Source organism: Maritimibacter harenae (assembly GCF_009882975.1).
GTDB classification, from domain to species: Bacteria; Pseudomonadota; Alphaproteobacteria; order Rhodobacterales; family Rhodobacteraceae; genus Maritimibacter; species Maritimibacter harenae.
On the sequence record NZ_WTUX01000012.1, the window covers coordinates 147,895 to 159,911 of the forward strand.

Annotated in this window: 14 protein-coding genes and 1 tRNA gene; 13 read left to right on the forward strand and 2 right to left on the reverse strand. The window is 67.5% G+C overall.

Going from position 1 to position 12,017, the window contains the following annotated elements:
- The first annotated feature begins 1 nt into the window (after nt 1).
- The 7 genes from pyk to pheT all read left to right on the forward strand — a co-directional run bounded on the left by pyk (nt 2) and on the right by pheT (nt 6,549).
- On the forward strand, nt 2-1,447 hold the full coding sequence (gene pyk / locus GQE99_RS11000) for a pyruvate kinase (protein WP_161351670.1): 1,446 nt from the start codon (nt 2-4) through the stop codon (nt 1,445-1,447).
- A 127-nt stretch (nt 1,448-1,574) separates the two neighbouring features.
- Nucleotides 1,575-1,799, forward strand: a complete 225-nt coding sequence (locus tag GQE99_RS11005; protein WP_235917197.1) for a hypothetical protein — start codon at nt 1,575-1,577, stop codon at nt 1,797-1,799.
- A gap of 111 nt (nt 1,800-1,910) precedes the next feature.
- Nucleotides 1,911-2,111, forward strand: coding sequence for a 50S ribosomal protein L35 (gene rpmI / locus GQE99_RS11010; protein ID WP_161351672.1), 201 nt, complete (start codon nt 1,911-1,913; stop codon nt 2,109-2,111).
- A 14-nt stretch (nt 2,112-2,125) separates the two neighbouring features.
- Nucleotides 2,126-2,488: a 50S ribosomal protein L20 gene (rplT, locus tag GQE99_RS11015; protein WP_161351674.1), complete on the forward strand. Its 363-nt coding sequence runs from the start codon at nt 2,126-2,128 to the stop codon at nt 2,486-2,488.
- A gap of 213 nt (nt 2,489-2,701) precedes the next feature.
- Nucleotides 2,702-3,775, forward strand: a complete 1,074-nt coding sequence (gene pheS / locus GQE99_RS11020) for a phenylalanine--tRNA ligase subunit alpha (RefSeq protein ID WP_161351676.1) — start codon at nt 2,702-2,704, stop codon at nt 3,773-3,775.
- 74 nt (nt 3,776-3,849) lie between these two features.
- Nucleotides 3,850-4,131, forward strand: coding sequence for a YrhK family protein (locus GQE99_RS11025; RefSeq protein WP_161351677.1), 282 nt, complete (start codon nt 3,850-3,852; stop codon nt 4,129-4,131).
- A 12-nt stretch (nt 4,132-4,143) separates the two neighbouring features.
- Nucleotides 4,144-6,549 (forward strand): phenylalanine--tRNA ligase subunit beta, encoded by a 2,406-nt coding sequence (gene pheT, locus GQE99_RS11030; protein ID WP_161351678.1) that lies wholly within the window; start codon nt 4,144-4,146, stop codon nt 6,547-6,549.
- A 119-nt stretch (nt 6,550-6,668) separates the two neighbouring features.
- On the opposite strand, the gene GQE99_RS11035 is transcribed toward pheT, so the two are convergent.
- Complete coding sequence (locus GQE99_RS11035) at nt 6,669-7,031, reverse strand: EF-hand domain-containing protein (RefSeq protein ID WP_161351679.1); 363 nt, start codon at nt 7,029-7,031, stop codon at nt 6,669-6,671.
- A 182-nt stretch (nt 7,032-7,213) separates the two neighbouring features.
- On the opposite strand from GQE99_RS11035, the gene GQE99_RS11040 reads away from it, so the two are divergent.
- The 5 genes from GQE99_RS11040 (at nt 7,214) to GQE99_RS11060 (ending at nt 10,290) form a co-directional block, all read left to right on the forward strand.
- Nucleotides 7,214-7,654: a YtoQ family protein gene (locus tag GQE99_RS11040; protein WP_235917198.1), complete on the forward strand. Its 441-nt coding sequence runs from the start codon at nt 7,214-7,216 to the stop codon at nt 7,652-7,654.
- Nucleotides 7,655-7,726: 72 nt separating this feature from the next.
- Nucleotides 7,727-7,930 (forward strand): PLD nuclease N-terminal domain-containing protein, encoded by a 204-nt coding sequence (locus GQE99_RS11045; RefSeq protein WP_161351681.1) that lies wholly within the window; start codon nt 7,727-7,729, stop codon nt 7,928-7,930.
- Between the two features lie 318 nt (nt 7,931-8,248).
- The gene (locus GQE99_RS11050) at nt 8,249-9,106 is read left to right on the forward strand and encodes a mechanosensitive ion channel family protein (RefSeq protein ID WP_161351682.1); all 858 of its coding nucleotides are present in this window, start codon (nt 8,249-8,251) and stop codon (nt 9,104-9,106) included.
- 167 nt (nt 9,107-9,273) lie between these two features.
- Nucleotides 9,274-9,350: transfer RNA gene (locus GQE99_RS11055), tRNA-Met, on the forward strand.
- 145 nt (nt 9,351-9,495) lie between these two features.
- Nucleotides 9,496-10,290 carry a class I SAM-dependent methyltransferase gene (locus GQE99_RS11060; RefSeq protein WP_161351683.1) on the forward strand — a complete coding sequence of 265 codons (795 nt, stop codon included), beginning with the start codon at nt 9,496-9,498 and terminating at the stop codon, nt 10,288-10,290.
- A 10-nt stretch (nt 10,291-10,300) separates the two neighbouring features.
- Here GQE99_RS11060 and ald read toward each other — a convergent pair whose 3' ends face one another.
- Nucleotides 10,301-11,419, reverse strand: coding sequence for an alanine dehydrogenase (gene ald / locus GQE99_RS11065; protein ID WP_161351684.1), 1,119 nt, complete (start codon nt 11,417-11,419; stop codon nt 10,301-10,303).
- 132 nt (nt 11,420-11,551) lie between these two features.
- Here ald and GQE99_RS11070 point away from each other — a divergent pair, with 132 nt between their 5' ends.
- On the forward strand, nt 11,552-12,016 hold the full coding sequence (locus tag GQE99_RS11070; RefSeq protein ID WP_161351685.1) for an Lrp/AsnC family transcriptional regulator: 465 nt from the start codon (nt 11,552-11,554) through the stop codon (nt 12,014-12,016).
- Nucleotide 12,017: the final 1 nt, after the last annotated feature.

Here is a 12,017-nt window from a genome sequence, read left to right on the forward strand (position 1 = left end):
CATGAACCGTTCCCGCAATATCAAGATCGTCGCGACGCTGGGTCCGGCATCGTCGGATTACAAGATGATCCGTGCGCTCAGCGAGGCGGGGGCGGACGTGTTCCGCCTGAACATGTCGCACGGCAGCCATGACGACCACCGCGAACGTCATGCCACGATCCGCCAGGTCGAGAAGGACACAGGCCGCCCGATCGCGATCCTCGCCGACCTGCAGGGCCCGAAGCTGCGCTGCGGCACCTTCGTGGCGGAGGCCGCCGATATCGAGGAAGGCGACATGTTCCGCTTCGACCTCGACCCCGCGCCCGGCAACAATCACCGCGTCTGCTTGCCTCACAGGGAGATCTTCGAGGCGCTGGAGCCCGGCTCCACGCTCCTCGTGAACGACGGCAAGATGCGCCTCAAGGTGAAGGAATGCGGCGACGATTTCGCGAATTGCGAGGTGATCGTGGGCGGCACGATATCGGACCGCAAGGGCGTGAACGTGCCCGACGTGGTGCTGCCGCTGAAGGCGCTGTCGCCCAAGGACCGCGAGGATCTTGAATTCGCCTGCCAGCTCGGCGTCGACTGGCTCGCCCTGTCCTTCGTGCAGCGCGCCGACGACGTGGAGGAGGCGCGCGCGCTGGCACAGGGCCGTGCCTCGGTGCTCTCGAAGATCGAGAAACCGGCGGCCGTGCGCGACTTCGACGCGATCCTCGCGGCCTCCGACGGAATCATGGTGGCGCGCGGCGACCTGGGCGTGGAGTTGCCGGTGCAGAACGTGCCGCCGATCCAGAAGCGGCTGGTCCACTCCTGCCGACGGGCCGGCAAGCCGGTGATCGTGGCGACCCAGATGATGGAATCGATGATCGACAGCCCGGTGCCGACCCGCGCCGAGGTGTCGGACGTGGCCAACGCGATCTACGAGGGCGCGGACGCGGTCATGCTCTCGGCCGAAAGCGCGGCGGGCAATTACCCGCGCGAAGCGGTGGCGACGATGAACGACGTGGCGATCGAGGTGGAAAGCGACCCGACCTACCGGCAAGTGCTGAACAACTCGCGCACCGTGGAGCGCAACACAATCGCCGACGGTATCGTCTCGGCCGCCCGCGAGATCGCCGAGGCGACCGAGATTCGCGCCATCGCCTGCTTCACGCAGTCGGGCACCACCGCCTCGCTCGTGGCCCGCGAACGGCCCGAGGTGCCGATCATCGCTCTGACCCCGCTGGTGGGCACGGCGCGCCGGCTGTGCCTGACCTGGGGCGTGCAGAGCTTCATGACCGGCCGCGTGGACCGCTTCAAGATGGCCGTGGTCGCGGCCGCGCGCGCCGCCCGCTCGACCGGGCTTGCGGGCGAGGACGACCAGATCGTCGTGACCGCCGGCGTGCCCTTCAACGTGCCCGGAACCACGAACATCCTGCGCGTCGCGCCCTGCGCCGAGCGCCTGATCTTCGCCACCGACCCGGAGTGAGCCGCACCGCCCCGCCGAAAAAATCCTGCCCCGCCCGCGTGTTTTGAGCTAGAACGGACGGAACGCCCGCGTGCGGGCCGGACAGCGGAACGGGACCGTGACATCATGACGGCAGGCAGGCCCTGACATGCCCTACGACCTCTACATGGTTGCCGGCGTGGTGATCCTCGCCCTGTCGCTCCCCTCGGCGCTGAGCGCGCTGATCGACTCGCGCACCCCGCGTGTCTCGGCGCTCCTGATCCTCGTGGGCGGCGGCCTCGTGGGCTACGCGCTGACCCGAAAACCGGGCGGCTACGGCTGGACCGACGTGCCCGAGGCCTTCGTCAACGTGATCGGGCATTATTTCTTCTGACAAGAGGCTTGCCACGCAGGCCTTTGCCCCTTATACGCCCGAGTTCCAAGCGCGGCCGGCTCGAGAGGCATGCCGAGTCGTGTGACACGTCACAGCAATACGGAGACGCAAATGCCCAAGATGAAGACAAAGTCGAGCTGCAAGAAGCGGTTCAAGGTGTCGGCCACCGGCAAGGTGATCACCGCACAGGCCGGCAAGCGCCACGGCATGATCAAGCGCTCGAAGAAGTTCATCCGCGACGCCCGCGGCACCACCGTCATGTCGGACCCTGATGCGAAAATCATCAAGTCCATGATGCCCTACGACCGCTAAGAGGAGTCTACGACATGTCCCGAGTCAAAGGTGGAACCACGACCCACGCCCGCCACAAGAAGGTCCTCGACCAGGCGAAAGGCTACTACGGTCGTCGCAAGTCGAACTTCAAGACTGCCACGCAGGCCGTCGACAAGGCGAACCAGTACGCCACGCGTGACCGCAAGAACCGCAAGCGCAACTTCCGTTCGCTGTGGATCCAGCGCATCAACGCCGCCGTGCGCGCGCACGACGAAGCGCTGACCTATTCGAAATTCATCAACGGCCTCTCGAACGCCGGGATCGAAGTCGACCGCAAGGTGCTGGCCGATCTCGCCGTCAACGAGCCGGACGCGTTCGGTGCCATCGTCGATAAGGCGAAGGCCGCGCTCGCGTAAGCTTTTCCCTCACCGGGAAGACAGGATCAGGAAGCCGCGGACCTCGCTGGGGTCTGCGGCTTCTTTCGTTTCAGGCGCCGCTCATCCGCCCGACGGGCGACTTCGCCGGGCCGCGCGACCGGGAAAGCGACGCCGCCCGCCGGGCGGAGGAGCGACTTGCAAACCACCCCCCCTGTGCTAGCAGGAGGGCGACGAAAACCAAGGGGGTCCGGGATGGACGATCTGAGGCAGAAATATCTGGATCTGGTGGCCGGGGCCGCCGACGAGGCCACGCTCGAGGACATCCGCCTGCAGGCGGTGGGCAAGAAGGGCGAAGTGGCGCTCAAGATGCGCGAGCTGGGCAAGATGACGCCGGAAGAGCGGCAGATCATGGGCCCCAAGCTCAACGCGCTGAAGGACGAGATCAACGCGGCGTTGGCCGCGAAGAAGGCCGCGCTCGCCGATGCCGCGCTCGAGGAGCGGCTGCGCGGCGAATGGCTCGACGTGACGCTGCCCGCCCGCAGCCGGCGGCTGGGCACGATCCACCCGGTGAGCCAGGTCACGGAAGAGGTCACGACGATCTTCGCCGACATGGGCTTCGCCGTGGCCGAGGGGCCGCAGATCGAGGACGATTTCCACAACTTCGACGCGCTCAACATCCCGCCGCACCATCCGGCCCGGCAGGAGCACGACACCTTCTTCATGCACCGCGACGAGGGCGACGACCGTCCGCCCCACGTGCTGCGCACCCACACCTCGCCGGTGCAGATCCGCGCGATGCTCAAGCAGGGCGCGCCGCTGCGCGTCATCGCCCCGGGCCGCGTCTACCGCTCGGATTACGACCAGACCCACACCCCGATGTTCCACCAGGTCGAGGGGCTCGCGATCGACCGCGACATCTCGATGGCGAACCTCAAGTGGACGCTCGAGGAATTCTGCCGCGCCTTCTTCGAGGTGGACGAGGTCGAGCTGCGCTTCCGCGCCTCGCACTTCCCCTTCACCGAACCCTCGGCCGAGGTCGACCTGCGCTGTTCCTGGGAGAACGGCCAGCTCAAGGTCGGCCAGGGCGACGACTGGATGGAGATCCTGGGCTCCGGCATGGTCCACCCCAAGGTGCTCGACGCCTCCGGCGTGGATTCGACGCAGTGGCAGGGCTTCGCCTTCGGCATCGGCATCGACCGCCTCGCCATGCTGAAATACGGCATCCCCGACCTGCGCGCCTTCTTCGACAGCGACCTGCGCTGGCTGCGCCACTACGGCTTCGCCGCGCTGGACATGCCGACCATGCGGGGAGGGTTGACGCGCTAGGCCCGAAACCCGGCCGGCCCCGCGCCCCGCAGGTCGGGCTTCAGCCCGCCATCACCGAAGCACAGGAGCAAGACATGCCCCTCTTCCGACACGAGAACCGCCAGCGCTCCGAGCGCTCCAAGCGCATCTACGCGCTGTTCGAGATCGTCTACACCTGCGTCGACTTCCTCGCCGCGGCCGCGTTCCTCGTCGGCTCGTTCCTGTTCTTTTCGGAAGACACGCAGACTGCCGCGACCTGGCTTTTCGTCGTCGGCTCGGCCTGCTTCGCCCTGAAACCGACCCTGCGGCTGGTCCGCGAAATCAAACTCTACAGCATCGGCGACGAGGACGACCTCGCGAAACGCCTGCAAGACTGACCGGAGACCGACATGAAATTCACCCTCTCCTGGCTGAAAGACCACCTCGACACCGACGCGAGCGTCGAGGAGATCGCCGAAACCCTCACCGACCTCGGGCTCGAGGTCGAGGAGGTCGTGAACCCCGCCGATCGGCTCTCCGCCTTCACGCTGGCGAAGGTGAAGACGGCCGAGCAGCACCCCGACGCCGACCGCCTGCGCGTCTGCACCGTCGAAACCGAGGACGGCGACAAGCAGATCGTCTGCGGCGCGCCCAATGCGCGCGCGGGGATCACCGTGGTGCTGGCCAAGCCCGGCGATTACGTCCCCGGCATCGAAGTGACCCTGTCGGTCGGCAAGATCCGGGGCGTCGAGAGCCACGGCATGATGGCCTCCGAGCGTGAACTCGAGCTGTCCGACGAGCACACCGGCATCATCGAGCTGCCCTCCGGCGAGGTCGGCGAGAAGTTCATCGACTGGCTCGCGGCCAACGATCCGGCCAAGGTCGACCCGGTGATCGAGATCGCGATCACCCCGAACCGCCCCGACGCCCTGGGCGTGCGCGGCATCGCGCGCGACCTGGCCGCCCGCGGGCTGGGCACCCTGAAACCGGCCCCAGAGGCCAAGGTCGAGGGCACGTTCGACAGTCCCATCGGCGTCACCATCGACGAAGACACGCAGGGTGACGACGGCTGTTACATCTTCCAGGGCCGCCTGATCCGCGGCGTGAAGAACGGCCCCTCGCCCGCCTGGCTGCAACAGCGGCTGATGGCGATCGGCCTGCGCCCGATCTCGGCGCTCGTCGACATCACCAACTTCTTCACCTACGACCAGAACCGGCCGCTGCACGTCTTCGACGCGGACAAGGTCACGGGCTCGCTGCGCATCCACAAGACCACGGGGGGCGAAGAGCTCCTGGCGCTGGACGAACGCACCTACACGTTCGAGCCGGGCATGGTGGTGATTTCCGACGACGAGAGCGTCGAATCCATCGCCGGCATCATGGGCGGCGAGGAAACGGGCTGCACCGAGGAAACCGTCAACGTCTTCCTCGAAGCCGCCGTGTGGGAGCCGATCCAGATCGCGCGCACCGGCCGCGCGCTCAAGATCAACTCCGACGCCCGCTACCGCAACGAACGCGGCATCGACCCGGCCTTCAACCCGGTCGCGATCGAGCTGGCCACGCAGATGATCCTCGACCTGTGCGGCGGGGAGCCGTCCAACGTCGTGACCGCAGGCGCCGTGCCCGACACCGACCGGGCCTACAAGCTCGACACGGACCGCTGCTCGTCGCTCGTCGGCATGGACATCCCGGCCGACGAACAGCGCGCCTCGCTCGAAGCGCTCGGGTTCGTCATGGAGGGCGACATGGCGCACGTGCCGTCTTGGCGCCCCGACGTGCTGGGCGAAGCCGACCTGGTCGAGGAAGTCGCCCGCATCGCCTCGCTCACCAAGCTGGAGGGCAAGCCGATGGCGCGCGCTTCCACGGGCGTGCCGAAGCCGGTCCTGACGCCGATGCAGGTGCGCGAGAACACCGCGCGGCGCACGGCGGCGGCCCTGGGCTACAACGAATGCGTGACCTACAGCTTCATCGACGCCGAGGCCGCCACGCTCTTCGGCGGCGGGGACGCGGCCACGATGCTGGAGAACCCGATCTCCTCGGAGATGAGCCACATGCGCCCCGACCTGCTGCCGGGTCTTCTGCAGGCGGCCGCCCGCAACCAGGCGCGCGGCTTCATGGACCTGGCCCTGTTCGAAGTCGGCGCCACCTGGCATGGCGGCGAGCCCGAGGAACAGCGCCTCGCCGTCTCCGGCGTCATGATCGGCGCCACCGGACCCAAGGACGTGCACGGCGCCTCGCGCCCCGTCGACCTGTTCGACGCCAAGGCGGATGCCGAAGCGCTGCTCGCCGCGATGGGCGCACCCGCCAAGGTCCAGGTGCTGCGCGGCGCCGAGGGTTGGTGGCACCCGGGCCGTCACGGCAAGATCTGCCTCGGCCCCAAGAAGGTGCTGGGCGTCTTCGGCGAGCTCCACCCCAAGGTGCTGGCCGAGATGGACGTGAAAGGCCCCGCCGTGGCCTTCACCCTCTTCCCCGAGGAAATCCCGATGCCGCGCAAGTCGAACGCCACCCGGCCCGCGCTCACGATCTCGGACCTGCAGCCGGTCGAGCGTGACTTCGCCTTCGTCGTCGACAAGGACGTCGAGGCGCTGACGCTGGTCAACGCCGCCGCCGGCGCCGACAAGACGCTGATCGAGGACGTGCGCGTCTTCGACGAGTTCACCGGCGGCGCACTGGGCGAAGCCGGGCAGAAATCGCTCGCCATCACCGTACGCCTGCAGCCCACCGACAAGACGCTCAAGGAAAAAGAGATCGAGGCGGTGGCGGCGAAGATCGTCGAGAAGGTGCAGAAGGCCACCGGCGGCACGCTGCGGAGCTGACACCGGCACCTCGTCGGGGTCCGAAAGAAAACGGGACGCGGCCGTCATGCGGCACGCGTCCCGTTCATGTCAGGCACCCCGGCCGAAGGCCGGCCGGGGCGAGAGAGCCTCAGGGGCTCTTAGTTGGTCTCAAGGTCCACCTGCGCGGAGGCCGAGGCCCCGGCGCTCACGGTGTCGTTCGACGCCATGTCGTCGGAATCCTCTTGCTCTTCCGTCACGGTGGCGGTGGACGCCTGGGCCTCACCACGCTGCTGAACGTCGAGCGCTTCGCTGCGTTCGATCAGGCCGTCGTCGTTGACGTCGTACATCGCCAGCGCGGCATCGGCCTGTGCACCGAAGGCCATCTCGAGTTCGCCATAGCTCAGCGTGGCGTCGTTGTCCGCGTCGATCTGGCTGAAGAACATGCCTTGTGCCGTGGCGGCACCGGCAGTCAGCGCGAAACCGAGCGTCAGCGGGAGGGCCATCTTGTGCATGAATGTCATCTCGTGTCCTTTCCTTTGGGTCGTTCACGATACGGGTGTCTGCCACCCTTGCCCCCTGAACGCCCCGCCCCGCGCTGCGTTCCATGGCGCCTGAAAGCGTCGGCAAATCCCTGCCGACACTTGGAGCGCCCGGGCATTTGCGGCACAAGGACCGCAGGCAAGCGATGAAGGATCACAGAACGATGAAGGTTTATCTTTCCGGCGAAATCCACACCGACTGGCGCGACCGCATCATCGAGGGCGCCAAGGGGCTCGACCTCTCCTTCGCGGCCCCGGTCACCGACCACGCGGCCTCGGACGACTGCGGGGTCGAGATCCTGGGCGCAGAACCCGACAAGTTCTGGCATGACCGCAAGGGCGCGCAGGTCAACGCGATCCGCACCCGCCACGGGATCGAGACGGCGGACATCGTCGTCGTGCGCTTCGGCGAGAAGTACAAGCAGTGGAACGCGGCCTTCGACGCGGGCTATGCCGCCGCCCTGGGCAAGTCGCTGATCATCCTGCACCCCGAGGAACACGACCACGCGCTGAAGGAGGTCGACGCGGCCGCGCTCGCCGTCGCGCGCACGCCGGAACAGGTGGTCGGCGTCCTGCGCTACGTGCTGACCGGCACGCTGGGCTGAGCCGGGGCAAGGAACCGGGCGCCACCGGACCGCGTTTGTCTTCGGAAGCCTGATCCGTAAAGGACCAGCGATATGGAGACGAACATGTTTGAACTGACCGGCCTTGGCGGCCTCATCCTGCTCGCCCTCGACATCTGGGCCCTGGTGTCGATCTTTTCCTCGGGCGCCTCCACGGGCGCCAAGGTGCTGTGGGCGCTCGTCGTGATCGTGCTGCCGCTCCTGGGTTTCATCCTGTGGCTGATCTTCGGCCCGAAGTCGAGCAAGTCCACCGTGTGAACGCCGCGCGTCAGCGCACAACCTGACCTCTTCCCTGTGCCCCGTCGCCCCCGTGGTGGCGGGGTCTTTTGCCGTTCCGCCCCGGCCGCGCGTCATGTTAGCATCCCGATGAACGGCCAAGCGCCCGCCGGGAGCAGGGGATCGCCCTGTGCCTGAACCGGGCCCGGCCGGGTGCCGTAGACTCCCCGGATCCGGGGCCGTCGGCCGGCACCCCACATTGCGCGGCATGGCCGGGACCGTCCGGGCCGCCGCCCGAAACGCGAACGGGGCCCGCACCGTCGGGCCCATTCTTTTGAAGAAAGAATGAGGACGACAGACATGGAAGACCAGATCGCAACCTGGCTGAACAAGTTCGGGGAATTCCTTCCCTACATCATGAACGGCATCAAGGCGCTGATCATCCTGATCGTCGGCTGGATCGTGGCCAGCGCGATCGCCCGGATGGTGCGCAAACGCCTGGAGGCGTCCGAGCGGATCGACCAGACGGTCGGCAGCTTCGTCTCCTCCGTCGTGCGCTGGGTGCTGATCGCGATCGTCCTGATCACGGTTCTCAACGTCTTCGGGGTCGAGGTCACGTCGCTCGTCGCCATGCTTGGTGCCGCCACGCTGGCGATCGGTCTCGCCCTTCAGGGGACGCTGGGCGACCTCGCCGCGGGTTTCATGATCATCCTCTTCCGCCCCTACCGGAACGGGCAATACGTCTCGATCGACGGCACCTCGGGCACGGTGAAGGAGATCAACCTTTTCTTCACCGAGCTCGCCACGCCCGACAACGTCCAGATCGTCGTGCCGAACGGCAAGGCCTGGGGCGCGATCATCACCAACTGGTCGCACCATGAAACCCGCCGCGTCGACCTGACGATGGGGATCGATTACGCCGACGACATCGACAAGGCGCTCGAGGTGATGCTGGACATGGCCCGCGCCGACCAGCGCGTACACGACGATCCGGAACCCTGGGCCCGCGTCACCAACCTCGGCGACAGCTCGGTCGACCTGACCATGCGCATGTGGGCGGACGCGGCCGACTACTGGGACCTGAAATTCGAGTTCACCAAGAACCTGAAAGAGGCGTTCGACGCCGCCGGCCTGTCGATTCCCTTCCCGCACCGCACGCTCTACGTGCAGGCCGAGCCGGGCACCGACACCGGCCTCGGCAAGCCGCAGGAAAGCTGACACGGGCCACCGCCTGCCCCGGCCATGCACCGGGGCGGGCGGCGCGTTCCGGCCACCCGGAGGCGGAATCGAAGGGAAATTCCGCCACCCCCGAAGAACCCGCATTTTTGCGCCATTTCCGCGTTGACAGGGGGCACCGGCGGGGCTACCTAGCGCCTCGTGTGAATGGCGTGGTAGCTCAGCCGGTTAGAGCACAGCACTCATAATGCTGGGGTCGGCGGTTCAAGTCCGCCCCACGCTACCATTCACCTTCCGGGCCGCATGCGACGGAATCGATCGGCCCCTCCCCGGACAATCACGACAGACACGGGCCCCCGCGGGGCCGGCGCAGGTCATCGTGATGTCCTTGCCGCACGAAATGAGGTATGATCCCTCATGGAGATGCGGCAATGGAAACCAAGACGTTTGCCGACCGCTATCAGTCCGTTCTGGTCCCGGTCATCTTTCAGCCCTGGGCGCGACACCTGATCGAGCGCGCCCGGCCGCAAACCGGCGAGCATGTCCTCGACCTGGCCTGCGGAACCGGCGTGGTCACGCGTGAGCTGGCTCGGCTCGACCCGCCCCCCGGCCGTCTCGTGGGCGTCGACCACAGTGCCGAGATGCTGGCCGTCGCCCGCGTCCTGGCCGAAGCGACCAGCATGACGGCTGAATGGCTCCAGGCGGACGCCGCGGCCCTTCCCTTTCCCGACGACAGCTTCGACATCGCGTTCTGCCAGCAGGCGCTTCAGTTCTTCCCGGACCGGCCCGCGGCATTGCGTGACCTTCGGCGGGTCCTGAAACCCGGCGGCAGGGTCGCGTTCTGCATCCAGCAGGACATCGACGTGAACCCGATGCTCAAGGCACAGGCCGCCGCGCTGGACGCCCATGTGGGTGAGTCGGCCGGGGACGCGGTGCGCGCCATCTGCGGCCTGCCGGACGCCGCCGACATTCGCCGGCTTTTCGAAGAGGCCGGGTTCGGACAGATCAGCGTGGAGTCGACCGCGCTCGATCTGCATCACCCGGATGCAAGGGCGTTCGCGGAGGGCGCGATGGGCGGCATGCACACCGGCGACAAGCTCGCCGGGTTGGCCGACGGCGCGATCGACCGCGCCATCGACGCCTTCCTGTCAGGTCTCGGCGACTGCCTCGACGGCCGGGCCATGCGCTTTCCCCACGTCTCTCACGTGGTGCTGGCCCGCGCCTAGCGGCACAGGCTCACCCCCGGATCGCGAGCGTGGGTGAGACAACGTCGATCTCCAGCGCGCGGCCCACGGCATAGTTCGTGAGCTTGCCGGCGTGCACGTTGAGCCCGGCCATCAGCCCCTCGTCCATTTCCAGCGCCCCGCGCCAGCCCTGGTCGGCCAGCCGCAGCATGTAGGGCAGCGTCGCGTTGCCGAGCGCCAGGGTCGAGGTGCGGGCGACCGCGCCGGGCATGTTGGCCACGCAGTAATGCATGATCCCGTCCACCTCGTAGATCGGGTCCTGGTGCGTCGTCGCGTGCGAGGTCTCGAAACAGCCGCCCTGGTCGATGGCCACGTCCACCAGCGCCGCCCCCGGCTTCATCTCGGACAGCTGCGCGCGGCTGATGAGCTTCGGGGCCGCCGCACCGGGGATCAGCACGGCGCCGATCACCATGTCGGCCTCGGCCACCAACTCGGCGGTGCGCGCCTGCGAGGAGTAGGAGGTGTTGAACTCTCCCCGGAACATGTCGTCGAGCTGCCGCAGGCGCGGAAGCGACATGTCGAGCACGGTGACATCGGCCCCCATGCCGGAGGCCACGCGCGCGGCCTGCGTCCCCACCACGCCGCCACCGATCACAACGACCTTCGCGGGGCCGACACCGGGCACGCCGCCCATCAGCACGCCGCGCCCGCCGTTGGCCTTCTGCAACGTCCAGGCGCCGACCTGCGGGGCGAGCTTGCCGGCCACCTCGGACATCGGGGCGAGCAGCGGCAGACGTCCGTCGCGGTCCGTCACGGTCTCGTAGGCGATGGCGGTCACGCCGCTCTCGATCAGGTCGTGGGTCTGGGCCGGATCGGGCGCCAGGTGGAGGTAGGTGAACAGGACCTGGCCTTCGCGCAGCTGCTTGCGCTCGACCGCCTGCGGTTCCTTCACCTTCACCACCATCTCGGCGCGCGCGAAGACCTCCTCGGCGGTCGACACCACCTCGGCCCCGGCGGCCCGATAGGCATCGTCGGTGAAACCCGAGCCTTCGCCGGCCGCGCTCTCGACGATCACCGCGTGACCGTGGGCGATGGCTTCGGCGGCGGCGGCCGGCGTCAGGCCGACGCGAAATTCCTGCGGCTTGATCTCTTTCGGACAACCGATCAGCATTCCGTTCTCTCCCTTTTTCCTTGCCCCCAGCCTACGGCGAAGCGAACGCAATGGGATTGAAATCCGTCCCGCTTCGCGCGACATTGCGCGAAGAATTCACGGCGATTTGACAAATAACGGCAAGGATATTCGATGGAACCCCAGATCGACGAGATGGACCGTCGCATCCTTTCGGTGCTGCAGCGCGCCGGCCGGATCTCGAACGCCGACCTCGCGGAGCGCGTCCACCTCTCGGCCTCGGCCTGTCACCGCCGGGTGCAGCGGCTCGAGAAGGAAGGGTTCCTTCGCGAGTATGTCGCGCTGCTCAACGCCCGGCAAATGGGTTTTCCCACGATGGCCTTCGTCGAGATTTCGCTGGCGGGCCAGGCCGACGAGCTTCTCGAAGCCTTCGAACGCGAGGTGGCGCTGGTCCCCGAGGTGCTGGAATGTCACCTGATGGCCGGCACGGCGGATTACATCCTGAAGGTGGTTGCCCGCGACACCGACGATTTCGCGCGGGTGCACCGCCAGAAGCTCGCCCGCCTGCCCGGCGTGCAGGGCATGCAGTCGAGCTTCGCGTTGCGCACCGTGTTCAAGACCACCGCGCTTCCGGTCTGAC

What these genes read in the sequence shown, in the direction of transcription:
- pyk (WP_161351670.1), top strand. Translation starts at nt 2, where the DNA reads ATGAACCGTTCCCGCAATATCAAGATCGTCGCGACGCTGGGTCCGGCA.
- GQE99_RS11005 (WP_235917197.1), top strand. Translation starts at nt 1,575, where the DNA reads ATGCCCTACGACCTCTACATGGTTGCCGGCGTGGTGATCCTCGCCCTG.
- rpmI (WP_161351672.1), top strand. Translation starts at nt 1,911, where the DNA reads ATGCCCAAGATGAAGACAAAGTCGAGCTGCAAGAAGCGGTTCAAGGTG.
- rplT (WP_161351674.1), top strand. Translation starts at nt 2,126, where the DNA reads ATGTCCCGAGTCAAAGGTGGAACCACGACCCACGCCCGCCACAAGAAG.
- pheS (WP_161351676.1), top strand. Translation starts at nt 2,702, where the DNA reads ATGGACGATCTGAGGCAGAAATATCTGGATCTGGTGGCCGGGGCCGCC.
- GQE99_RS11025 (WP_161351677.1), top strand. Translation starts at nt 3,850, where the DNA reads ATGCCCCTCTTCCGACACGAGAACCGCCAGCGCTCCGAGCGCTCCAAG.
- pheT (WP_161351678.1), top strand. Translation starts at nt 4,144, where the DNA reads ATGAAATTCACCCTCTCCTGGCTGAAAGACCACCTCGACACCGACGCG.
- GQE99_RS11035 (WP_161351679.1), bottom strand. Translation starts at nt 7,031, where the DNA reads ATGACATTCATGCACAAGATGGCCCTCCCGCTGACGCTCGGTTTCGCG.
- GQE99_RS11040 (WP_235917198.1), top strand. Translation starts at nt 7,214, where the DNA reads ATGAAGGTTTATCTTTCCGGCGAAATCCACACCGACTGGCGCGACCGC.
- GQE99_RS11045 (WP_161351681.1), top strand. Translation starts at nt 7,727, where the DNA reads ATGGAGACGAACATGTTTGAACTGACCGGCCTTGGCGGCCTCATCCTG.
- GQE99_RS11050 (WP_161351682.1), top strand. Translation starts at nt 8,249, where the DNA reads ATGGAAGACCAGATCGCAACCTGGCTGAACAAGTTCGGGGAATTCCTT.
- GQE99_RS11060 (WP_161351683.1), top strand. Translation starts at nt 9,496, where the DNA reads ATGGAAACCAAGACGTTTGCCGACCGCTATCAGTCCGTTCTGGTCCCG.
- ald (WP_161351684.1), bottom strand. Translation starts at nt 11,419, where the DNA reads ATGCTGATCGGTTGTCCGAAAGAGATCAAGCCGCAGGAATTTCGCGTC.
- GQE99_RS11070 (WP_161351685.1), top strand. Translation starts at nt 11,552, where the DNA reads ATGGAACCCCAGATCGACGAGATGGACCGTCGCATCCTTTCGGTGCTG.